Raw genomic sequence first — 21,915 nt, forward strand, 5'->3', positions numbered from 1 at the left:
CAACTCCCGTGCAAAAGAGGGCCCCTTGAGACCATGACGGCCGAATGGCGATCGTGTGACACGGGTGGCCATGGACACATCCAGCTCACAGGTGATGAATAGGCTGCGAACAGACTTCGGGCCCCTACGACTTGGAGCTTTCGTGCACCGCAGACTCATCGCACCGGGCGCACTCGCGACGGCCTCCCTGATGCTGGCGATCCCGGCGTCGGCGGCGGACTTCTCCCCCGGCGCACCGGGTATCGGCGACCCCTACTACCCGGCCTACGGCAACGGCGGATACGACGTCTCCCACTACGACCTGCGGCTGAAGTACCAGCCGGCGACGGACGAGTTGGAGGGGACGGCGACTCTTCTCGCGCGCACCACGCAGGATCTGTCCCGCTTCGATCTGGACTTTCTGCTCGACGTGAGCGAGGTGCGGGTCAACGGCGCCAAGGCGTCGTTCGCGACCACCGGTGAGCACGAACTGGAGATCACGCCGAAGTCGCCCCTGGCCAAGGGCACTCCCGCGACCGTGGTGGTCCGTTACAGCGGGGTGCCGTCGTCGAAGCAGGCGTACGGCTTCACCAGCTGGCACCGCACTCCCGACGGCGGGGTCGGGGCGAACGAGCCCGAGGCGGCCTGGTGGTGGTTCCCGAGCAACGACCACCCGCTCGACAAGGCCACCTACGACGTGTCGGTGCTCGTGCCGGACGGCAGCCAGGCCATCTCCAACGGGACGCTCCAGTCGACGAGTTCACGCCTCGGCTGGACGCGCTACTCCTGGCGCTCCGACAAGCCGCAGGCCACCTATCTCGCGACCCTGGCCGTCGGGAAGTTCGACATCACGACCGGGACGACCGACAGCGGGATTCCGGTCGTCAACGCCTACAGCAAGGACCTCGGGGCCAACTACGGCGCGGCCCGAGCCAGCGTCGAGCGGACCGGGGAGATCGCCGACTGGCTGAGCGGGTACTTCGGGCCGTATCCCTTCAACGCCCTCGGCGGATATGTGCCGAACACCACCACCGGGTACGCGCTGGAGACGCAGACCCGGCCGTTCTACAGCCCGCGGCAGTTCGCGAACGGATCCAACACCTCCGTCGTCGTACACGAGTTGGCCCACCAGTGGTACGGCGACCTCGTGTCCGTGCGCGGCTGGAAGGACATCTGGGTCAACGAGGGCTTCGCGCGGTACGCGCAGTGGCTGTGGTCCGAGCACGAGGGCGAGGGGACGGCGCAGGAGCTCGCCGACTACGTGTACGCCTCGCATCCGGCCGACGACGCGTTCTGGACGGTGAAGCCGGGTGATCCCGGGCCGGAGAACCAGTTCGACATCGCCGTCTACGACCGGGGTGCGCTGGCCCTGCAGGCGCTGCGGAACGAGATCGGCGACGAGGCCTTCTTCGCCGTGCTGAAGGGCTGGCCGCAGAAGTACGCGTACGGCAACGCGTCCGTCGCCGACTTCCGGAGGTACGCCGAGGAGGTGTCCGGGCAGCCGCTGGCGGCGCTGTTCGACACGTGGCTGTTCCAGCCGTCGAAGCCGGGGGCGCCGGCGGCGCGGGGGGCGTCGATCGCGAAGGCCGCGGAAGCCGCGAAGGCCTCCGTACAGCCGAAGTCGTGGAAGAAGATCGCCGCGACGAACGACGTGCACGAGCACGGCGAGTAGGGCCTGGGGCGGAGTTGGAGCGGGCGGTGTCGGGGCGGTCCTGTCCTTCGACCCCTGTCGAGGTGTGGGGCGCCCCGACCGGCTTGGATTCCGGCGAGCCGCGCTGTCTGAGGTAGACGGACAGGATGGCCATGGAGGCCACCGCGAGGAGCTCGGACTGCCAGTTCTGAGGGGTGCGGCTCCAGAAGTCCGCCGACCCTATGGAGCTGTCCCAGCTCATGGGGGCCTGGGGCCGGCGGAGCTGTTCCTCGTTGTAGGCGGCGACGCCGCTGATCGACTGGGCCAGCCAGGACAGGACGAAGATGGTGCCCATGACCAGTCCGAGGGAGTGGGAGTAGAGCGCCTGGCGCAGTCCGCCGGCACCGGCCCATCCGGGGGAGTCGCGGTGGGCGTACCGGCCGACCCGCTGGTCCCGGTCGGACTCCGTTCCCGCTTTGTGCATCTCCTTCGACTCCGGAGAGCCCCGCTGGAGGAGCCAGACGGTCGCGGTGTATTCCCCGGCCCCGCCGAGCACGAGCACATCGATGTCCCGGCTCACGTCAGTCCTCCCCGTGGTCGTACACGGTGACGGCGACACCCCGCTTCGCCAGCCGCTCGTCGATCAGCGGCTCCACGCGGGACCATTTTCCTCCGGCCAGCCCGCACCCTATCCGTGGCATGTGCACCGAGGCGCCGAGTTCCGCGGCTTTGTCGGCCAGCCGCCCCAGGGCCTGGTCGATCGCCTCGTAGCGGACCGGGACACCCTTGCTGCCCCTCCGTATCCCCCGCTGCCCGATCATGTTGGCCACCCATACATATGGCTCGACCTGCACGAACTGCGCGGCCCCCAGCCCGAAGTCGTTCGACGCGCGCCCCCGGTGCCAGGCGCGGTAGGCGGCCTCCGGTTCGGGCCATCTGTGCGACACCGCGACGACGAAGCCCTTGCCCCAGCCCCCGATGTCGTTGCAGACGTGCGCGATCAGCTTGGTGCCCTTCACCGACGGAGCGGTGGCGTCGCCTCGGATGTACTTGATCTCCCCCATGACGTCACCGTAGAGGGCGCCACTGACAGTGGCGCCTCGTCAGTCCGTGAGGTCGGTCAGTTCGCGGTCTGTGGTGCGTTCGACCCTGCGGCGGATGCCGAACCAGCCGCCCACCAGGAGTGCCGCGATCACCGGGATCAGCAGGAGGGTCCTGCGGCCGACCTCGGGGTCGTTCCACATCATGCCCAGGCAGGCCAGGAGGAAGGCGATCGTGGTGATCTCCGTGGCCGGGCTGAAGGGCAGGCGGAAAGAGGGGCGGGTGAGCAGACCCGCCCGGGCGCGGCGGACGAAGACCAGGTGACAGACCATGATGATCACCCAGGTGCTGATGACGCCGAGGGAGGCGACGTTCAGCACGATCTCGAAGGCCTGGCTCGGCATGAGGTAGTTCAGGCCGACACCGAGGACGCAGACCGCGCAGGTGAGCAGGATGCCGCCGTAGGGGACCTGGCTGCGGTTCATGCGGGCCGTGAACCTCGGGGCCGAGCCCGCCGTCGCCATGGAGCGCAGGATGCGGCCGGTGGAGTACAGGCCCGAGTTCAGCGAGGACATCGCCGCCGTCAGGACCACCAGGTTCATCACGTCACCTGCCGCCGGGATGCCGATCTTCGACAGGACCGTGACGAAGGGGCTCTCGTCGGCCGAGTAGACCGAACCCGGCAGGAGCAGGGCCAGGAGGACGACCGAGCCGACGTAGAACAGGCCCACCCGCCACATGATCGAGTTCACCGCGCGCGGGACGACCTTCTCCGGTTCCGCCGTCTCCCCCGCCGCGACCCCGACCAGCTCGAGTGCGGCGTACGCGAAGATCACGCCCTGCATGACGAGGACGACCGGCATCGCGCCGTGCGGGAGGACACCGCCGTTGTCGGTGATCACGCTCGGGCCGGGTGTCCCGCCACCCACCTCGTGCCGGGTGGCCAGCAGGAAGATGCCGATCAGCATGAAGCCGACGAGCGTGGCGACCTTGATGATCGCGAACCAGAACTCCATCTCGCCGAAGATCTTCACCGAGATCAGGTTCACGGCGAGGACCACGGCCAGCGCGATCAGGGCCAGCGTCCACTGGGGGATGTCGGTGAACAGGCTCCAGTAGTGCGTGTAGAGCGCGATCGCGGTGATGTCGGCGATGCCGGTCGTCGACCAGTTCAGGAAGTACATCCAGCCCGCGACGTAGGCCCCCTTCTCGCCGAGGAACTCGCGCGCGTACGACACGAAGGACCCCGAGGAGGGCCGGTACAGGACCAGCTCGCCCAGGGCACGGACGACGAAGAAGGCGAAGACGCCGCAGACCAGGTAGGCCAGCGCCAGCGCCGGGCCCGCGGTGTGGAGGCGCCCTCCGGCGCCCAAGAAGAGACCGGTGCCGATCGCGCCGCCGATGGCGATCATGTTGACGTGGCGGGCCTTGAGGTCCTTGCTGTAGCCGGCGTCGCCCGCGTCGGCGGGCACCCGGGCCACGTCGGTGCGGGAGGCGGCCTGTGCCGAGTGCACGGCGTCCTTGCTCACGGTGGTTCCACTCTCTGGTGCGCCCCGGCGGGTCTCGCTCGGGTCTGCGGACGTGCGTCGGCCCGTACCCCTTCGGTCAAGGGCACAGGCCGAGGGCTCGCCTTCCCGGGAGGCGGCCCCGCACACGGTGGCGGACGTCACAGAGGCAGACATCTGGAGGTTGTCGGAACAGGTGTCACAGCAACAGGTGTCACAGCAATGGTGAGACAGCGATACTGCTCCACATGACGACCGACACCTCAACCGACGCCGAGGAACCGACCCTCACCGTCGACGAGCTGGCCGCGCGGGCGGGGGTCACGGTCCGCACGGTCCGTTTCTACGGCACGCGAGGTCTGCTGCCGCCGCCGGCGATCGGTCCGCGCAGGGTCGGTCACTACGGCCGCGAGCACCTCGCCCGCCTCGCTCTGATCGAGGAGCTCCAGCACCAGGGCATGACCCTGGCGGCGATCGAACGCTACATGCAGCAGCTGCCGGCCGACCTGAGCCCCCATGACCTCGCGATCCACCGGGCCGTGGTGGCCTCCTGGGCCCCCGACGCCGTGGAGCTGGTGACGCGCGAGGAGCTCCGGCGGCGGGCGGGACGGGCGCTGAGCGACGACGACCTGGAACGGCTCGCCGCGATGGACGTCGTACGGCCGGACGGCGACGGCTACCGCGTCGACCTGGGCCTGCTGCGGCTCGGTGTCGGACTGCTCGACGTCCCGCTGTCGCTGGAGGCGATCCTGGCCTCGCGCAAGGTGCTCATCGAGCACTCCCGGGCCGCCGCGCACGAGTTGTCGCAGCTGTTCCGGGGCGAGGTGGCCCAACGCGACGCGCAGGACGTGAAGTCACTGTCCGCGCACATGGAACCCCTGGTCGTGCAGGCGCTGTTGACGACCTTTCAGCGGTCCCTCAAGGAGGAGCTGCGGGAGTGGACGTCAGAGGTGGGCGGAGGCTCCTGACCCGTTGAGGGTCTGTCCGGTGCGGGCGCGCGGACTTCGGCTACGGCCGCAGCGGTACGTCGACGAGCAGCGGCCCGGTGAGGTCGCTCGCTCCGGCCACCAGTTCTTTGACATGGTCGGCGCTGTCGGCCCGGATCGCGTCGACGCCGAAGAAGCGGGCGGCCGGGGTGAAGTCGAGGGGGCCCAGTTCGGTGCCGGGGCAGGTGCCCTGGACGCCCATCGCCCGGTAGGTGTCCTGGAGCGTGCGGTAGACGCCGTTGTTCATCACGACGAACAGGACGGGGGTGTTCTGGCGGGCCGCGCTCCACAGGCCCTGGAGGCCGAAGAGGGTGCCGCCTGGCCCAGGACGGCGACGACGGGGCGGGTCGGGTCGGCGAGGGAGCGGCCCACGGCGGTGCCGATGCCCCAGCCGAGGCCGCCACCGACGGTGTGGATGTAGCTGCCGGGGTTTTCCAGTCGTACGTGCCTGCGGAGCAGGCGGCCGACGGTGATGGCCTCCTCGACGACCACGGCGTCCGGAGGCAGACCGCTCGCCACGGCGTGGGCCGCGGCCCAGGGAGCGAGTGGGGCCGGGGAGTAGGCGGCGCGGTCCACGCCCTCGTCGCGGAGGATGTCCAGGACGGCGAGGGCGGGACGGTGACCCATGAGGGCTCCTCGTGGCGGGAGTTGAGGCGCGACCGGCTCGCAAGCCAGCGTCGGGTCCGGGGGTGCGGGCAAGGGGGCGGTCGCTCAGCCGTACGAATCCCGTCGGCGCGAGAGCCGCGCATGTCCCAGCCCGTACGGATGCGCCCGGAGACGCGGTGGGACGGGCTGAGTCACCCGCCCCTACCGCCGGGCGAGCCGCAGTCGCCCACCCCCGAACGCCGGGCGAGCCGCGGTCGCCCGCCCGGCGTTCATGGCGTCCGCGTCACTGGTCCCCGAAGCGCTCCCCGTTCTCCGCCTTCGCCACCAGCAACGCCGGCGGTGTGAACCGCTCTCCGTACCGCTCCGCCAGTTCACGTGCGCGGGCCACGAAGCCCGGGAGGCCGCCCTCGTAGCCGTTGATGTACTGCAGGACCCCGCCCGTCCAGCCGGGGAAGCCGATGCCGAAGATGGAACCGATGTTGGCGTCGGCGACCGAGGTCAGCACCCCCTCCTCCAGGAGTTTGACCGTGTCCAGGGCCTCGGAGAAGAGCATGCGTTCCTGCATGTCCCTGAAGGGGATCTCCGAACCCGCGCGCGTGAAGTGCTCACGCAGGCCCGGCCACAGGGACGTGCGCCTGCCGTCGTCGCCGTAGTCGTAGAAGCCGCCGCCCCCGCTGCGGCCCGGGCGGCCGAACTCGTCGACCATGCGGTCGATGACCGCCTCCGCGGGGTGGGGTGTCCAGGTTCCGCCCGACTCCTCCACCGCCTGCTTCGTCTCCTTGCGGATCTTGCGCAGGAGCGTGAGCGTCAGCTCGTCCATCAGGGACAGGACCTTCGCCGGGTAGCCCGCCTGGGCCGCCGCCTGCTCGATCGACGCGGGCTCGATGCCCTCGCCGACCATGGCCACACCCTCGTTGAGGAAGTGGCCGATGACGCGGGAGGTGAAGAAGCCGCGGGAGTCGTTCACGACGATCGGCGTCTTCTTGATCTGCCGGACCAGGTCGAAGGCACGGGCCAGCGCCTCCTCGCCCGTCCTCTCCCCCTTGATGATCTCGACCAGCGGCATCTTGTCGACCGGGGAGAAGAAGTGCAGGCCGATGAAGTCCGTCTGGCGCTCCACGCCCTCGGCCAGCGCCGTGATCGGCAGGGTCGAGGTGTTGGAGCAGAGCAGCGCGTCCGGCTCGACGATGTGCTGGATCTCCTGGAAGACCTTGTGCTTCAGCAAGGAGTCCTCGAAGACGGCCTCGATGACCGCGTCGCAGCCGGCCAGGTCCTGCGGGTCCGCCGTCGCAGTGATGCGGGCCAGGAGCGCGTCCGCCTTCTCCTGGGTCGTCCGGCCGCGGGAGACCGCCTTCGCGCAGAGCTTCTCCGAGTAGGCCTTGCCCTTGGCCGCCGCCTGCGGGGACACGTCCTTCAGGACCACGTCGATGCCCGCGCGGGCGCACGAGTACGCGATGCCCGCGCCCATCATCCCGGCGCCGAGTACGGCCACCTTGCGGACCTGCCGGGGTGCCACGCCCTTGGGGCGGTTCGCGCCGGAGTTCACCGCCTGGAGGTCGAAGAAGAACGCCTGGATCATGTTCTTGGACGTCTGACCGGCGGCCAGCTCGACGAAGTAGCGCGCCTCGATGACCTGTGCCGTCTCGAAGTCGACCTGGGCGCCTTCCACCGCTGCCGCGAGGATGTTGCGCGGGGCCGGGTAGGGCGCGCCGTTGGTCTGCTTGCGGAGGGTCGCCGGGAAGGCGGGGAGGTTCGCCGCGAACTTCGGGTGGGCGGGCGTGCCGCCGGGGATGCGGTAGCCCGGCTTGTCCCAGGGCTGCTGCGACTCGGGGTGGGCGTCGATGAAGGCGCGGGCCTTGGCCAGGAGTTCGTCCTGCGTGGTGGCCACGTCGTCGACCAGGCCGTTCTGGAGGGCGCGCTGCGGGGCGTACTGGGTGCCCTGGAGCAGGACCTTCAGGAGGGCGTCGGCGATGCCCAGGAGACGGACCGTACGGACGACTCCGCCGCCCCCGGGGAGCAGGCCGAGGGTGACCTCGGGGCAGCCGATCTTGGAGCCGGGTGCGTCGAGGGCGATGCGGTGGTGGCAGGCGAGGGCGATCTCGTAACCGCCGCCCAGGGCCGCGCCGTTGATCGCGGCGACGACCGGCTTGCCCAGGGTCTCGATGCGGCGCAGGTCGCGCTTGATCGCGAGGCCGCCGTCGAGGAGTTCCTGCGCGGTTTCGGGCGTGACGCGGATGAGGTCGCGCAGGTCGCCGCCCGCGAAGAAGGTCTTCTTGGCGGAGGTGATGATGACACCGCGGACGGTGTCCTTCTCGGCCTCCAGGCGGTCGGTGATCACCGCGAGGGAGTCGCGGAACGCCTGGTTCATGGTGTTCGCGGACTGGTCGGGGTCGTCGATGACGAGGGTGACGACGCCGGTGCGGTCCTGTTCCCAGCGGATGGTCGTGGACTGAGTGCTCATGTGGAAGTGCTCCGTGTGATCCGTCGTGTCCGTGGGAGGGGGTCAGATGCGCTCGACGATGGTGGCGATGCCCATGCCACCGCCCACACAGAGGGTCGCGAGGCCGTACCGCTTGTCCTGGCGCTCCAGTTCGTCGATCAGGCTGCCCAGGATCATGGCGCCGGTGGCACCGAGCGGGTGGCCGAGCGCGATCGCGCCGCCGTTGACGTTGACCTTGTCCAGTGACAGGCCCATGTCCCGCACGAAGCGCAGGACGACCGCCGCGAAGGCCTCGTTGATCTCGACCAGGTCGATGTCGTCGATGGTCAGCCCGGCCTTGGCGAGTGCCTTGCGGGTGGCGGGCGCGGGGCCGGTGAGCATGATGGTGGGTTCGGACCCGGAGACCGCCGCGGACACGATCCGCGCGCGGGGGGTGAGGCCGTAGCGCTCGCCGACCTCCTGGGAGCCGATCGCGACCAGCGAGGCGCCGTCCACGATGCCGGAGGAGTTGCCCGCGTGGTGGACGTGGTCGATCTTCTCGACCCAGTGGTACTTCTGCAGGGCCACGGCGTCGAAGCCGCCGAGGTCGCCGATGTCCGCGAAGGACGGCTTGAGCTTGCCGAGGGAGTCGGCGGTCGTGCCCGGCCGCAGGTGCTCGTCGTGGTCGAGGACGGTCAGGCCCGCGCGGTCCTTCACCGGGACGACGGACCGGTCGAAGCGGCCCTCCTTCCAGGCCGTGGCCGCGCGCTCCTGCGAGAGGGCCGCGTACTCGTCGACGTCACGGCGGGAGAATCCCTCGATCGTGGCGATCAGGTCGGCGCCGATGCCCTGCGGCACGAAGTTGACGGCCAGGTTGGTCATCGGATCGTTGAACCAGGCGCCGCCGTCGGAGGCCATCGGCACCCGGGACATCGACTCGACGCCGCCCGCGAGGACCAGGTCCTCCCAGCCTGAACGCACCTTGGCGGCCGCCATGTTGACGGCCTCCAGGCCCGAGGCACAGAAGCGGTTCTCCTGTACGCCCGCGACCGTGTCCGGCAACCCGGCGGCGACGGCGGCGATCCGGGCGATGTCGGAGCCCTGGTCGCCGACCGGGCCGACGACGCCGAGCACGATGTCGTCGACCGCGGCCGGGTCCAGGTCCGGGAAGCGGGTGCGGATCTCGTGGATGAGTCCGATGACCAGGTCGATGGGCTTGGTGCCGTGCAGGGCGCCGTTCGCCTTGCCGCGGCCGCGCGGGGTGCGGATCGCGTCGTACACGTACGCTTCGGTGCTCACGGGAAGCCTTTCGGGAGAGTCAGCTCAGGAGGGAACGGCCGATGATCTCTTTCATGATCTCGGTCGTGCCGCCGTAGATGGTCTGGATACGGCCGTCGGTGAAGGCCTTGGCGACCGGGTACTCGCTCATGTAGCCGTACCCGCCATGCAGTTGGAGACAGCGGTCGGCGACCCGCTTCTGGAGCTCGGTCGCCCACCACTTGGCCATGGAGGCGTGGACGGCGTCCAGTCCCCCGTCGGAGTGGTCCTCGACGCAACGGTCGACGAACGTCCGCGTGACCGCGCACTCCGTGGCCATCTCGGCTATCTCGAACCGGATGTGCTGCTTGGTGGCGAGCGGCCGTCCGAAGGCCTCGCGCTCCTTGACGTACTCGGTGGTGATCTCCAGGAGGTGTTCGGCGGCGGCGATCGCGGAGACGGCGATGCTCAGGCGCTCCTGGGCGAGGTTGGTCATCAGGTGCCCGAAGGCGCCGTCGCGCTCGCCGAGGAGGTTCTCCTTCGGCACGCGTACGTCGTGGAAGAACAACTCGGCCGTGTCCTGGGCCTTCTGGCCGATCTTGTCGAGGTTGCGGCCGCGCTCGAAACCCTCCGTGCCGCGCTCGACGACCAGCAGCGACAGCCCGCGGGCCCCGCCCTCGGGCGTCGTCCTGGCGACCACGATCACCAGGTCGGCGATGATCCCGTTGGAGATGAACGTCTTGGAGCCGTTCAGCAGCCAGTGGTCGCCCCGGTCCTGCGCGTGCGTGCGGATGCCCTGGAGGTCGGAGCCCGCGCCGGGCTCGGTCATGGCGATGGCGGTGACGAGCGAACCGTCACAGAAGCCGGGCAGCCAGCGGCGCTTCTGCTCCTCGGTGGCGAGGCCGGTGAGGTACGGGCCGATGACGTCGTTGTGCAGCCCCAGGGCGAGGCCGGGAGCACCCGCGCGCGTGAACTCCTCGGCCAGGACGGTGGCGTAGCGGAAGTCGGTGGTGCCGCCGCCCCCGAACTCCTCGGGCACGGCGAGCCCGAGCAGGCCCTGCTTGCCGGCCGCCCGCCAGGCCTCGCGCGAGACGATGCCGTCCTTCTCCCACTGCTCGTAGTGCGGCAGGACCTCCCTGGCCAGGAAGGCGCGCACGGTCTCGCGGAACGCGTCGTGCTCGGGGGCGAAGAGCTGCCGCTTCATTCGGGGCCTTTCATTCGGGCCTTTCATTCGGGCCTTTCAAAAGATCCGGTACGTCCCAGTCGCGTGCCACGTCCGCGGTGTCGGCGCCGGCCGTGACGGGCCCCGTGCGTACGGCCGTGGGGGTCGCCGAGAAGCGGGGCGCGGGCGCGGGCTGGGTGATGCCGCCGTGGTCGGTGAAGGTGCCGCGGGCGGCGAGGTGCGGGTGGTGCGGGGCCTCGCGCAGCGACAGGACGGGCGCCACGCACGCGTCGGTGCCCTCGAAGACGGCCGTCCACTCGTCTCTCGTACGGGACTTGAAGCGGGCGGTGACCGCCTCGCGCAGTTCGCCCCAGCGGGTCCAGTCCTTGCGGGCGTCCTCGAAGTCCGGCAGGCCGAGCAGGTCCAGGAACAGGTCGTAGAACTGCGGCTCCAGCGCGCCCACCGCCATGTACTTGCCGTCGGCGGTCTCGTAGGTGCCGTAGTACGGGCAGCCGCCGTCCAGGAGGTTGGCGCCGCGCCGGTCCTGCCAGCCGCCGGCGGCGGTCATGGCGTGGATCATCGCGGCGAGGTGGGAGGTGCCGTCGACGATGGCGGCGTCGACGACCTGGCCGGTGCCGGTCGCGCGCGCGTGGTGCAGGGCGGCGAGGACGCCGACGACGAGGTACAGGGAGCCGCCCGCGTAGTCGCCGAGGAGGTTGGCGGGGACGGCGGGGGGCCGGCCCGGTTCGCCGATCATGCCGAGGGTGCCGGTGAGCGCGATGTACGCGATGTCGTGCCCGGCGCGCTGGGCGAGCGGCCCTTCCTGTCCCCAGCCGGTCATCCGGCCGTAGACGAGGGCGGGGTTGCGCGCGTGGCAGTCCTCGGGGCCGACCCCGAGGCGCTCGGCGACTCCGGGGCGGTTGCCCTCGATCAGGATGTCGGCGCGGGCGGCGAGGTCGAGCACGCGCGCGGGGCCGTCGGGGGCCTTGAGATCGACGACCACCGAGCGTTTGTTGCGGTTGGTGAGGTCGTAGGCGGGGTTGATCGACAGGGAGACGCCGCCCGGGCGGGACACGTGGACGACGTCTGCCCCCAGGTCGGCGAGGAGCATGGCGGCGAACGGGCCGGGCCCGATACCGGCCAGCTCGATCACGCGTACGCCGGCGAGCGGGCCGGGCCCGGGCGTCGTTGCCGTTGTCATCCAGCCCCCATTGGCGTGACACAACTGATGTAACACCAGTGATGCTATGAACGCGTTCCAGTGGACACAAGACCTGGGCGAGCAAGCGCTTAGCCAATTATGGGCCCGGTCGCCGGGTGTCGAGCTCCGTTGTCAGCCGTTTCGGCGCGATCGCGCGGTAGCTCTCCTCGACCCAGTCGCACAGCAGGTCCGCCGCCGGGGAGCCCTTCTCCGCGAGCGGGACACGCACCCAGCCGGCCTTGCCCAGGCCGTATCCGGCGGGCTCGGCGCCCGGGGAGGTCAGTGCGTGGGCGTGGGCCTCCGCGTCCTTGAGCTTCACCGTGACGCCCATCGGGTAGCTGCCGTCGCTCACTCCCAGGAAGACGAAGACCTTCTTGTTGACCTTGGCGACGGTCTCGCCCCAGGGGAACTCCTCCGCGGCACCCGGCAGCCCCAGCGCGAACTCGCGCACTTTCTCCCACGTCTTCAGGGCATTTCTGGGCACGGCCACCGTCCCACCTCCGGTCTCGTCGTCGGGCTCCGCACTCTTCACGCTAGCCTCGGCCACCGACAACGGCGCGCGGCGGCATCCAGGAGTGTCATGAGCAGGCTGAAAAGGGCGGACCGTCCCTACGACATCGTGCTCTTCGGAGCGACCAGCTTCGCGGGAGCGCTCACCGCGGAGTACCTCGCCGCACACGGCCCGGAGGATCTGCGCTGGGCGATCGCCGGCCGCAGCGAGGACAAGCTCCGCGCGCTGCGCGAGAAGCTGCACAAGGGCACGGACGTCGAGGTGCTCACGGCCGACGTCTCGGACCCGGAGTCGCTGCGCGCCCTCGCCGGGCACGCGCGCGTGGTCGCCACCACGGTCGGCCCCTATCTGACGTACGGCGAGGAGCTCGTCGCCGCCTGCGCGGACGCGGGTACGGACTATCTCGACCTCTCGGGCGAGCCGGAGTTCGTGGACCTGATGTACGTCCGGCACGACGCACGCGCGCGTGAGACGGGCGCACGGTTGGTGCACGCGTGTGGGTTCGACTCGATCCCGCACGACCTGGGGGCGTACTTCACGGTCCGGCAGCTGCCGGAGGGCGTGCCACTGACCGTCGACGGGTTCGTGACCGCCGACGCCACCTTCTCCGGCGGAACGTTCGCCTCGGCGTTGAACCAGTTCGCGCGCGGCCGGCAGATGATCGCCGCCGCCCGGGACCGCGGACGCCACGAGCCGCGCCTGGTGGGCCGACGGGCCACCGCGCCGACCGGAACCCCGCGGTACGCCCAGGAGATCGGCGCCTGGGCCCTGCCGCTGCCGACCATCGACGCACAGATCGTCCGCCGCTCCGCGAAGGCCCTCGAGCGCTACGGCCCCGACTTCCGCTACCGCCACTACGCGGCGGTACGGCGGCTGCCCATGGCGGTGGGCGGGGTCGCGGCCGTGGGCGCGCTGTTCGCGGCGGCGCAGGTGCCGCCCGCGCGCCGCTGGCTGTCCGACCGGGTCAAGCCGGGCGACGGGCCGAGCCCCGAGAAACGGGCCAGGAGCTGGTTCACCGTGCGCTTCGTCGGCGAGGGCGGCGGCCGACGGGTGTTCACCGAGGTCGCGGGCGGCGATCCCGGATACGACGAGACGGCGAAGATGTTCGCCGAGTCGGCGCTGTCCCTGGCCTTCGACGACCTGCCGGAGACCGCCGGTCAGGTCACGACGGCCGTGGCGATGGGGGACGCGCTGATCGAGCGGCTGCAACGGGCCGGCATCACCTTCCGGGTGGCGTCGAGCCGGTGAGCCCGCGTCAGAAGGACCAACCCGCCACGGTGTAGATCATCCCCGCGATCCAGCCGAGTCCCGCGAGCACACCGAGGACCAGCGCGGCGGTGACCGCGCGCTCGACGGGCCGGTTCGGGTCGGCGAGGGGCTTGGGAGAACGGTGGGTCATGCGGTGCGTCGTCATGCGGGACAGCCTGCCGATCACACCGGGGCGCGCACATCCGTACAGATACTCAGACGACGTACTCAGTCCCCCTCCTCGGCCCCCTCCTGGAGAGCGCTCAGGCGGTCGCCTCCCGCAGCGCCTTCCGGCACAGCGCGTCCGCCCTGCGGGTCGTCTCCGGGAGCCGGTACGCCGGCGTGAGGGCGAGGGTGTGCGCGCAGGCGTTGTCGAGGCTCACCCGGTGTCCGACCGAGACGAAGACCGGCTTCACGGCCTCGCGGGTCCGCAGGGCCCGGCCCACCTCCTCCGCGTCCGCCAGCAGCGGCGCCCACGCGCCACGCCGGGCGCCGGGATCGTCGTAGGTGAAGACGAACGGGTTCTTGGCGACGCCGATCGTCGGCAGACCGGTGAGCACGCCCAGGTGGCTCGCGAGGCCGAAGCGGCGGGGATGGGCGAGGCCGTAGCCGTCGCACACGACCAGGCCGGGCGGACCCGGCAGGGCGCCGAGGGCGGCCAGGACCGTGGGGATCTCCCGGAAGGCGAGCAGGCCGGGGACGTACGGGAAGGAGATCCGCCCGACGGCCGTGGCCTCGGCGACGACGTCAAGGGTCGCCGCGTCCAGCACCACGGCCGCCGCCGCGACGACGTCCCGTGCGTCGTCGTAGGCCACGTCTACCCCGGTGACATGGCCGGTGCCGGGCGGCGGACCGGGCTCGTCGAGGACCGTCCTCGCCCTCAACTCGTCCTGGACCGCGCGGGCCTGCTCCTCGGTCGCGGGCCAGCCCGCGGGAATGTCTACGGTCGTCATGGTGGGGACGAGGGTACGGCGAAGCGCGTACGCTCGCGATCATGTTCGTACTGGAGCTGACCTACACCGCCCCGCTCGATGCCGTGGACGCCGTGCTGCCGGCGCATGTCGCCTGGCTGGACGAGCAGTACGAGCGAGGCGTCTTCCTGGCGTCCGGGCGAAAGAACCCCCGCGACGGCGGGGTGATCATCGCCGTCGCGGAGGACCGCGCGCGGATCCAGGAGATCGTCGCGGGTGACCCGTTCGTCACGGCCGGGGTGTGCGCGTACCGCGTCACCGAGTTCGCCGCGACGAAGACGGCCCCCGCGCTGGAGGAGTACCGCGAGACCCTCGGCTGAGCGTCAGCTCTTGCCGCCCAGGGCACGCTGGAGCTCGCTCTTGTTCATGTCCGAACGGCCCTTGACGCCCTTGCGTTTGGCCTCCTCGTAGAGCTGGTCGTAGGTCGGACCCTGGGAGCCCTTGCCGGACCGCTGGCCGCCCCGCTTGCCCGAGGACATGTCCTGGGTCGAGGTACGGCTGGCGGTCTTGGACTCGCCGGACCGGGCGCGTTCCTTGTTGACCGTCCGCGCCGCGATCTCCTTGGCCCGTCCGGTGCTCTCGCCCCGGTCCTGGGCGCTCTCCTTGATGTGCTCGTACTGACGCTCGCGCTTGGAGCTAGAACCGGCTGGCATGGGGGATCACTCCTTTCGCCGTCGGCGACCGGGTACCCACATTCCGCCACTCAGCCCTCCAGACGAGCCACCCGCCCCTTCTCCCCGGCAGCCCAGCAGCCGCCGTCGACCGTGCAGTCCACGGTGTCGTACGAGCTGGTGTCGACGGTCCGCCAGGTCCGGCCGCCGTCCCTGGTGAGGTCGGTGCCGGTCGGGCCGACCGCGAGGGCGGCGGTGCGGCTGTGCGGGAGCCAGGCCACTCCGGAGCGGTAGCCGTTCACCGGCACTGCGGCGGGCCGCCAGGCGGCGCCTCCGTCGCCGGTCCGGGCGGCGGCCTGCGGAGAGCTCTGGTCGGGCCGGTAGTCGCCGCCGACCGCGAGTCCGTGCGCGCGGTCGCGGAAGGCGAGCGCGAAGACACCCTTGGCCGGGTCGCCCGCCGGGATCGGCGTGTCGGAGGCCGTCCAGGTCAGCCCCCGGTCGGCGGAGTGCAGTACACGCGCGCGTGCCGCCCCGCCGGTGGCCAGCCAGACGTCGCGCGGCCCGGAACTGACCAGGCACTGCCCGCTCGCCGCGAAGCCGGCCTCGCCGTCGAGCGCGGCCGGCATGCCGGTGTTCGGCAGCACCTTCCAGGAGCGGCCGCCGTCGGAGGTCGACAGGATGCGGAACTTCCCGTCCACCGGGTCGCTCATGGCGAGGCCGTGGCGGGGGTCGAAGAAGGTGAGGCAGTCGTAGAAGGCCTTGGCGTCGGTGTTGCGGAAGGACTCGGTCCAGGTCGCGCCGCCGTCGTCGGTGCGGTACAGGCGGGACGCCTCGCCCTCTCCGATGGCCAGGACCACGGCCCGGCGCGCGTCGAAGGACTCGATGTCGCGGAACTGGAGTTCGGCGGCACCGGGCGGCGAGACGTTTCGCCAGCTGGCCCCGCCGTCGGTGGTGCGCAGCACGGTGCCCTGGGTGCCGGCCAGCCAGGCGGTGTCCCGGCTGACGGCCGACAGACCGCGGAACCGCACCTCGGGGGTGCCGCTGTCCTTGAGCTCCCAGTGCGGAGTGCGGCCGTCGGGACCGTGCGCCTCGGCCGGTACGGCGGCCAGGGCGGCCAGCGCCGCCGCACAGGCCACCCCCACGGCGATGGTCCGGCCCGTCAGGCCCGTGCGTCTCTTGCCTCGCGTGTTCCCCAAGCGCCTCATGGCGGGCGAAGCTAGTCCACGCTCCGGGTGCCGTCCAGATGCCCTCGGCCGTCCGCCCTGTGGTGCGGGGGTTGCCACAAGTGCCCCTCGGGGCACGGGAAGAGGACTGAGTCACACCTGTGCATGAAGACGGTGACAGAGGTCACTCGACTTTCGTGTACACGGATTGGCTCATTCCGTCGTCTCTTCCAGTGCCCGTCCTCACCCCGAAGCCCCACCAGCCGTCACAAGGGAGCAAGGCGTTGTCCACCGTCATCGAGCAGCCCGTCGAGGCCCGTCTCGTCGCCGCGGCACCGCGGATGCCGAGCATTCCCGCCACACTGCACTACGACCGCTGCGATCCGTTCGCGGTCCGTATGACCTTCCCCGCCCCGGCCACCCTGGAGGGGGTCGAGGTCTGCTGGACCTTCAGCCGCGATCTGCTCAGCACCGGCCTGCACGAGCCCGATGGCCACGGCGACGTCCGGGTGCGGCCCTACGGCTACGACCGCACCGTTCTCGAGTTCCACGCCCCCGAGGGCACCGCCGTCGTGCATGTGCGCACGGGTGAGCTGCGCCGGTTCCTGGAGGCGACGAACGACCTGGTGCCGACCGGCCTGGAGCACCTCCAGCTCGACCTCGACCACGACCTGGCGGAGCTGATGCGGGACGCCTACTGAGGCGGGCCACCGAGGAGGGCGTCGAGCTCGCCGTGTCGACGAGCAGTTCGACGGTCCCCGGGTCGACGGCCCCGGGGACGAAGATCCCGTCGGCACCCGAGGTGAGGTAGGCGGCGGCCCGCTCCAGGGCTCCAGGGTGCGTGAGGTCCTCCCCCGCTGGGGCCACGCCGGTGTTCAGGTCCCGGCCGAGGCCGCCGCCACCGCCCCGCGCAGCTCATGGACGACCTTCCGCAGCGCCGGGGCCGCCTGTCCGCTGCGCTCGATCAGCTCCTCGACCCGGGTGTCGTGCGACTCCTTGCGGGCGAGCAGGGTCCGCAGCCCGGCGGCGGCCGCGAGCGCGACGACGGCCGCGTCCCGGTCGGAGATGTCCACGGCCGGAACCGGTCCCCGCAGCATCTGCCGCGCCTCTTCCTGGAGCGCCTCCACCGCGGCCGGGCGCGCCAGGTCGTACTCGACCGTGGGAAAGAGCCCGAGTGCCCGCCGCTTCCGCGCCCGCAGCCATCCCCCGGCGGCGAGTTGTTCCCGTACGGCGTCCAGGGTGATCCGGGTGTGCAGCGTCACCCAGGACCGCCACCGGTGCGGCCGGGATTCGCGGACCAGTTCGAGAAGCCCGTCCAGGACGGCGTCGCCGGTGGACGCGTCCATGTCGACCGGCGTGGCGATGCCGTCGTCGTCGACGAGCAGCCCGCGCTGGGCCAGCTCGGTGAGCGCACCGGCCCGGACCAATTGGGGGATCTGGGTGGCACCGGTGATCTCGGATTTCGAGGTGTCCCAGGCCAGCAGGTAGAGGTGGGCCGGCAGGGAGAGCGGGCCGACGGGCACGGGGCCTCCTAGGGAGCATTAACTCGTTGACAGCCCTGCGGCCGCCTCGTACGTTGTACAACGGTTCTGTTGTCGTCGATCGGAGAAGGACGTTGCTCGTCTGAGGTCCTGAGACACCGTGTCACACACCTGAGGTGTGTGCGCTGCGTGCGACCTCGGCACACGAGCCGTTCCGACGAGCCGGGCCCTGTCCGTGCCCTCCGGTTTCCTCTCGTCCCCCGTCGCCGCGGGTGTCTCGATACGCGTTTGCCCCTTCTCGCTTCGAGCAACCGCGGAGACTCGTATGTCTACTTCCATCACCTGCACCTCGCTCGCTTTCTCCTGGCCCGACGGCACCCCCGTCTTCGAGGGCCTCGACATCGCCTTCGGCCCCGGCCGGACCGGTCTCGTCGGCGTCAACGGGTCGGGAAAATCAACCCTGTTGAAGCTCATCGCCGGTGAACTCACCCCGGCCGACGGCGCCGTGCGCGTGGCGGGCGAGGTGGGTTACCTCCCGCAGAACGTCACGCTCGACACCGGCCTGAAGGTCGACGAGGCGCTCGGCATCGCAGCGCAACGCGCCGCCCTGCACGCCATCGAGGCGGGCGACGTGGCCGAGGAGCACTTCGAGACGGTCGGCGACGACTGGGACGTGGAGGAACGGGCCCTGGCCACCCTCGGCGAACTCGGGCTCGGCCACATCGGGTTGGACCGCGGGATCGGCGAGGTCTCGGGCGGCGAGTCGGTGCTGCTGCGGCTGGCCGCGCTGCTGCTGCGCCGCCCGGACGTCCTGCTTCTCGACGAGCCCACCAACAACCTCGACCTGTACGCCCGCAGGCGCCTGTACACGGCCGTCGCCTCCTGGCCCGGGGTCATGGTCGTGGTCAGCCACGACCGCGAACTCCTCGACCTGGTCGACCAGATCGCCGATCTGCGCTCCGGGGAGGTCACCTGGTACGGCGGCAACTTCTCCGCCTACGAGGAGGCCCTGGCCGTCGAACAGGACGCGGCGGAGCGGATGGTGCGTGTCGCCGAGTCCGACTTCCGCAAGCAGAAACGCGAACTGGTCGACGCCCAGGTCAAGTTGGCCCGGCGCAAGCGGTACGGCCAGAAGATGTTCGAGCAGAAGCGCGAGCCGAAGATCGTCATGGGGGCGCGCAAGCGGTCGGCACAGGAGTCCGCGGGCAAGCACCGCATCATGCACGAGGAGAAACTCGCCGAGGCCAAGGACCGGCTCGACGAGGCGGTGGAGGCCGTAAGGGACGACGACGAGATCCGCGTCGACCTGCCGTACACGGCCGTGCCGCCGGGCCGTACGGTGCTGACCCTCATGGACCTGGAACTCGCCTACGGCGCACGGGTGAAGGGCGGGCTCGACCTGCGGGGCCCCGAGCGGGTCGCGCTGATCGGGCGCAACGGCGCGGGCAAGACGACGCTGCTGCGCACGATCGCCGGGGAACTGGAGCCGGTGTCGGGCGAGGCGACGGCCCATGTCCCGCTCCGCTTCCTGCCCCAGCGCCTGGACGTCCTCGACGGCGAGCTGTCGGTCGCCGAGAACGTGGCCCGGTTCGCGCCGGGTGCCACCAACAACCGGGTGCGGGCCCGTCTCGCCCGCTTCCTGTTCCGGGGCGCCCGGGCCGACCAGCAGGCGTCGACGCTGTCCGGTGGTGAACGTTTCCGGGCGGCCCTGGCCGCGCTGATGCTGGCGGAGCCCGCACCCCAGCTGCTCATGCTCGACGAGCCGACGAACAACCTCGACATGGCGAGCGTGCGACAACTGACGTCGGCCCTGGAGTCGTACGAGGGCGCGCTGGTCGTGGCCAGTCACGACCTGCCGTTCCTGGAGTCGATCGGCATCACGCGCTGGCTGATGCTGGACGGTGAGCTGCGGGAGGTCACTCCCGAGGCCCTGGAGTTCCCCGCGTAGCGTCCACGGCGGTGACGACGGCCGCCAGATCCGCGCCCGCCCGGAGCAGCGCCACGCTCCGGGCGGCGAGCTGGTCGAGCCGTCCCCGCAGGATGCGCCGGGCGTCCTCGAGTCCGTCGAGGCCGTCCAGGGAGCCCATGACCTCGCGTACGGCCGGGATGCCGTAGCCGCCCGCGCGCAGGGCCGCGACGACACGTGCGGCCCCGATGGCCGCCGGCCCGTAGCGACGCGCGCGCAGGGTGGTCACCCGCTCGGGAAGCACGAGCCCCTCCTGCTCCCAGAACCGGAGGGTGGAGGACCGTACGCAGAGCGCCTCCGCGAGCTGTGTGATGGTCATGAAGTCGTCGTCCCGGCCGTCCTCTTCGGCCTGGATGCCCTGGAGGGCCTGCTGGGCGCGCAGTGCCTCCTCGCGTTCCCGCGCGAGCCGGGCGTGGACCCCGTCGACCGCCGCGGCCGCCTCCGCGATCGTCGCCGTCCGCAGCTCGGCGAGCAGGCGCCGGGCCTCGACGGGGCCGACGGCACCGGCGAGTCCGCGGTAGGCGCGCAGAGCGTGCACGTGGAGCGGCGTGTAGGAGCGGTAGCCGTTGTCCGACCGTACGGCCGGCGGGATCACCCCCAGTCGCTCCAGGTCGCGCACCTGCTGCACCGAGTACCCGGACTCCCTGGCGACGTCGGCGGTGCGCATCGTTCGGCCAACCCCACATGAGCACTTGAAGGTCACGCTTGAACCATGAGTATGGAGCAGATCATCGCGACCGTGCGCGAATTCGACGGGGCGCTCGTGGTCGTCCCGGAGCCCGGTGGGGACTTTCCCGAGATCGCGTGGGGCGACGCGTTCTTCTACTACGCCCCCGACGGCCGGATGCCCCGGGCCACACAGCCGTACGGCACGATCGTCACCAAGGACCACCCCGAGGACAGCGCGTCCGACCTCGATCCCCCGGGCCGCTGGCGGGTCAACGTCCATGTCGGCCGTGCGGCGCTTCCGGAACTCCTCGGGGGGCCGTACGACCTCGCCGCGGCCGACATGGTGCTGCCGCACCCGGTCTACGGCCCCCTCGGCTGGATCTGCGTCGTGAACCCCGGCGAGCGGACGACCGGGACCGTCGTACGCCTGCTGCGCGAGGCCCACGAGGCGGCACGCGCGCGTGCGGCGCGGCGGCGCTCGTGAGCCGTGGAGCGTCTCAGGAGGGCCACAGCCTGGCTGCGGGGGTTTTGTCGACACGGACCGGCGCTGCATGATGGCTGACCGGCGCCCGTCACGGGTGCCGCCCCTGTCCCGCCGATACGGAGTTCCCTCGTGCCCAGCAAGAAGGCCCTCGTCCGCCGCCCCAGCCCGCGCCTCGCCGAAGGTCTGGTGACGCACGTCGAGCGGGAGAAGGTCGACGTCGAGCTCGCGCTCGAACAGTGGGAGACGTATGTCGAGGCCCTGCGCGCGCACGGCTGGGAGACCGTCGAGGTGGACCCGGAGGACGACTGCCCGGACTCGGTGTTCGTCGAGGACACCGTGGTCATGTACAAGAACGTCGCGCTGATCGCCCGCTCCGGCGCGGAGTCCCGGCGCGAGGAGACCATCGGCGTCGAGGAGGCCGTGGCGCGCCTGGGCTGCTCGGTGAACTGGATCTGGGAGCCGGGCACCCTGGACGGCGGCGACGTGCTGAAGATCGGTGACACGATCTACGTCGGCCGGGGCGGGCGCACCAACGCGGCCGGCGTCCAGCAGCTGCGGGCCGCCTTCGAGCCGCTCGGGGCCCAGGTCGTCGCCGTACCGGTGAACAAGGTGCTGCACCTGAAGTCGGCGGTCACCGCGCTGCCCGACGGCACCGTCATCGGGCACATCCCCAAGGTGGACCGGCCCGCGCTCTTCCCGCGCTTCCTGTCCGTGCCCGAGGAGGCCGGGGCCCATGTCGTCCTGCTCGGCGGCCCCAAGCTGCTCATGGCGGCGAGCGCGCCGAAGACGGCGGAACTGCTCACCGACCTCGGTTTCGAACCGGTCGTGGTGGACATCAGCGAGTTCGAGAAGCTCGAAGGCTGTGTGACGTGCCTCTCAGTTCGACTGCGGGAGCTGTATGCCTGATCGGGCGTGCGCGGCATTCCAACGGCCCCGGACCTGCGGCTCCCGGGGCCGCTTGTCATGCCCCGGAAACACTGCTGATCAGGGGTCTTTACGGCGCGCTTAACCTACGGTCTCGTAAC

23 protein-coding genes and 1 pseudogene are annotated in these 21,915 nt (G+C 71.0%); 8 read left to right on the plus strand and 16 right to left on the minus strand.

The annotated features are described in order from the left end of the window. The first annotated feature begins 142 nt into the window (after positions 1–142). A complete protein-coding gene (locus M2157_RS09120) occupies positions 143–1,651 on the plus strand; it encodes a M1 family metallopeptidase (protein WP_280864960.1) in 1,509 nt (502 codons plus the stop codon). Positions 1,652–1,694: 43 nt separating this feature from the next. Here the strand turns inward: M2157_RS09120 and M2157_RS09125 are convergent. The 3 genes and pseudogenes from M2157_RS09125 to M2157_RS09135 all read right to left on the minus strand — a co-directional run. Continuing rightward, positions 1,695–2,135, minus strand: a pseudogene (locus tag M2157_RS09125) (DUF6766 family protein); the annotation flags it as partial. 55 nt (positions 2,136–2,190) lie between these two features. Next, on the minus strand, positions 2,191–2,673 hold the full coding sequence (locus tag M2157_RS09130; RefSeq protein WP_280861316.1) for a macro domain-containing protein: 483 nt from the start codon (positions 2,671–2,673) through the stop codon (positions 2,191–2,193). Between the two features lie 39 nt (positions 2,674–2,712). Then, positions 2,713–4,179, minus strand: a complete 1,467-nt coding sequence (locus M2157_RS09135) for an amino acid permease (RefSeq protein WP_280861317.1) — start codon at positions 4,177–4,179, stop codon at positions 2,713–2,715. Positions 4,180–4,403: 224 nt separating this feature from the next. Between M2157_RS09135 and M2157_RS09140 the strand changes: the two genes are divergently transcribed. Then, the gene (locus M2157_RS09140) at positions 4,404–5,123 is read left to right on the plus strand and encodes a MerR family transcriptional regulator (RefSeq protein WP_280864961.1); all 720 of its coding nucleotides are present in this window, start codon (positions 4,404–4,406) and stop codon (positions 5,121–5,123) included. Between the two features lie 40 nt (positions 5,124–5,163). Here M2157_RS09140 and M2157_RS09145 read toward each other — a convergent pair whose 3' ends face one another. The 7 genes from M2157_RS09145 to M2157_RS09175 form a co-directional block, all read right to left on the minus strand. Then, a complete protein-coding gene (locus M2157_RS09145; RefSeq protein ID WP_280868182.1) occupies positions 5,164–5,433 on the minus strand; it encodes a thiamine pyrophosphate-dependent enzyme in 270 nt (89 codons plus the stop codon). Continuing rightward, entirely contained in the window at positions 5,388–5,768 is a 381-nt protein-coding gene (locus M2157_RS09150; RefSeq protein ID WP_280864962.1) for a thiamine pyrophosphate-dependent enzyme, read from the minus strand. Before M2157_RS09150 ends, M2157_RS09145 begins: the two co-directional genes overlap by 46 nt. Before the next feature lie 262 nt (positions 5,769–6,030). Next, positions 6,031–8,208 carry a 3-hydroxyacyl-CoA dehydrogenase NAD-binding domain-containing protein gene (locus tag M2157_RS09155; RefSeq protein ID WP_280864963.1) on the minus strand — a complete coding sequence of 726 codons (2,178 nt, stop codon included), beginning with the start codon at positions 8,206–8,208 and terminating at the stop codon, positions 6,031–6,033. Between the two features lie 42 nt (positions 8,209–8,250). Continuing rightward, complete coding sequence (locus tag M2157_RS09160) at positions 8,251–9,465, minus strand: acetyl-CoA C-acetyltransferase (protein WP_280864964.1); 1,215 nt, start codon at positions 9,463–9,465, stop codon at positions 8,251–8,253. Positions 9,466–9,484: 19 nt separating this feature from the next. Then, positions 9,485–10,627, minus strand: a complete 1,143-nt coding sequence (locus M2157_RS09165; RefSeq protein ID WP_280861323.1) for an acyl-CoA dehydrogenase family protein — start codon at positions 10,625–10,627, stop codon at positions 9,485–9,487. A gap of 10 nt (positions 10,628–10,637) precedes the next feature. After that, entirely contained in the window at positions 10,638–11,786 is a 1,149-nt protein-coding gene (locus M2157_RS09170; RefSeq protein WP_280864965.1) for a CaiB/BaiF CoA-transferase family protein, read from the minus strand. Between the two features lie 97 nt (positions 11,787–11,883). Further along, on the minus strand, positions 11,884–12,276 hold the full coding sequence (locus tag M2157_RS09175; protein WP_280864966.1) for an MmcQ/YjbR family DNA-binding protein: 393 nt from the start codon (positions 12,274–12,276) through the stop codon (positions 11,884–11,886). A gap of 90 nt (positions 12,277–12,366) precedes the next feature. Between M2157_RS09175 and M2157_RS09180 the strand changes: the two genes are divergently transcribed. Then, positions 12,367–13,545: a saccharopine dehydrogenase NADP-binding domain-containing protein gene (locus M2157_RS09180; RefSeq protein WP_280864967.1), complete on the plus strand. Its 1,179-nt coding sequence runs from the start codon at positions 12,367–12,369 to the stop codon at positions 13,543–13,545. A gap of 7 nt (positions 13,546–13,552) precedes the next feature. On the opposite strand, the gene M2157_RS09185 is transcribed toward M2157_RS09180, so the two are convergent. Together M2157_RS09185 and M2157_RS09190 are read right to left on the minus strand one after the other, a co-directional pair. Continuing rightward, positions 13,553–13,711 (minus strand): hypothetical protein, encoded by a 159-nt coding sequence (locus M2157_RS09185; protein WP_086723806.1) that lies wholly within the window; start codon positions 13,709–13,711, stop codon positions 13,553–13,555. Positions 13,712–13,808: 97 nt separating this feature from the next. After that, the gene (locus M2157_RS09190; protein ID WP_280861327.1) at positions 13,809–14,498 is read right to left on the minus strand and encodes an endonuclease V; all 690 of its coding nucleotides are present in this window, start codon (positions 14,496–14,498) and stop codon (positions 13,809–13,811) included. A gap of 41 nt (positions 14,499–14,539) precedes the next feature. On the opposite strand from M2157_RS09190, the gene M2157_RS09195 reads away from it, so the two are divergent. Then, positions 14,540–14,836, plus strand: a complete 297-nt coding sequence (locus tag M2157_RS09195) for a YciI family protein (protein WP_280861328.1) — start codon at positions 14,540–14,542, stop codon at positions 14,834–14,836. Between the two features lie 3 nt (positions 14,837–14,839). Here the strand turns inward: M2157_RS09195 and M2157_RS09200 are convergent, their stop codons facing one another. Continuing rightward, positions 14,840–15,169, minus strand: a complete 330-nt coding sequence (locus M2157_RS09200; RefSeq protein ID WP_266510444.1) for a plasmid stabilization protein — start codon at positions 15,167–15,169, stop codon at positions 14,840–14,842. Positions 15,170–15,219: 50 nt separating this feature from the next. Next, positions 15,220–16,332, minus strand: a complete 1,113-nt coding sequence (locus tag M2157_RS09205) for an oxidoreductase (protein WP_280864968.1) — start codon at positions 16,330–16,332, stop codon at positions 15,220–15,222. Between the two features lie 242 nt (positions 16,333–16,574). On the opposite strand from M2157_RS09205, the gene M2157_RS09210 reads away from it, so the two are divergent. Then, complete coding sequence (locus M2157_RS09210; RefSeq protein ID WP_266510441.1) at positions 16,575–16,991, plus strand: SsgA family sporulation/cell division regulator; 417 nt, start codon at positions 16,575–16,577, stop codon at positions 16,989–16,991. Positions 16,992–17,165: 174 nt separating this feature from the next. On the opposite strand, the gene M2157_RS09215 is transcribed toward M2157_RS09210, so the two are convergent. Continuing rightward, the gene (locus M2157_RS09215; protein ID WP_280864969.1) at positions 17,166–17,813 is read right to left on the minus strand and encodes a GPP34 family phosphoprotein; all 648 of its coding nucleotides are present in this window, start codon (positions 17,811–17,813) and stop codon (positions 17,166–17,168) included. A 283-nt stretch (positions 17,814–18,096) separates the two neighbouring features. Here M2157_RS09215 and M2157_RS09220 point away from each other — a divergent pair, with 283 nt between their 5' ends. Next, positions 18,097–19,719 carry an ABC-F family ATP-binding cassette domain-containing protein gene (locus M2157_RS09220; RefSeq protein ID WP_280864970.1) on the plus strand — a complete coding sequence of 541 codons (1,623 nt, stop codon included), beginning with the start codon at positions 18,097–18,099 and terminating at the stop codon, positions 19,717–19,719. Here M2157_RS09220 and M2157_RS09225 read toward each other — a convergent pair. After that, positions 19,688–20,404, minus strand: a complete 717-nt coding sequence (locus M2157_RS09225; protein WP_280864971.1) for a MerR family transcriptional regulator — start codon at positions 20,402–20,404, stop codon at positions 19,688–19,690. The two genes, M2157_RS09220 and M2157_RS09225, sit on opposite strands and share 32 nt — an antisense overlap. Positions 20,405–20,455: 51 nt before the next feature. On the opposite strand from M2157_RS09225, the gene M2157_RS09230 reads away from it, so the two are divergent. After that, entirely contained in the window at positions 20,456–20,890 is a 435-nt protein-coding gene (locus M2157_RS09230; protein WP_280863732.1) for a DUF6194 family protein, read from the plus strand. A 129-nt stretch (positions 20,891–21,019) separates the two neighbouring features. Next, positions 21,020–21,796 carry a dimethylargininase gene (ddaH, locus tag M2157_RS09235; RefSeq protein WP_280864972.1) on the plus strand — a complete coding sequence of 259 codons (777 nt, stop codon included), beginning with the start codon at positions 21,020–21,022 and terminating at the stop codon, positions 21,794–21,796. Positions 21,797–21,915 lie beyond the last annotated feature (119 nt).

Source organism: Streptomyces sp. SAI-127, assembly GCF_029894425.1.
Taxonomy (GTDB): domain Bacteria; phylum Actinomycetota; class Actinomycetes; order Streptomycetales; family Streptomycetaceae; genus Streptomyces.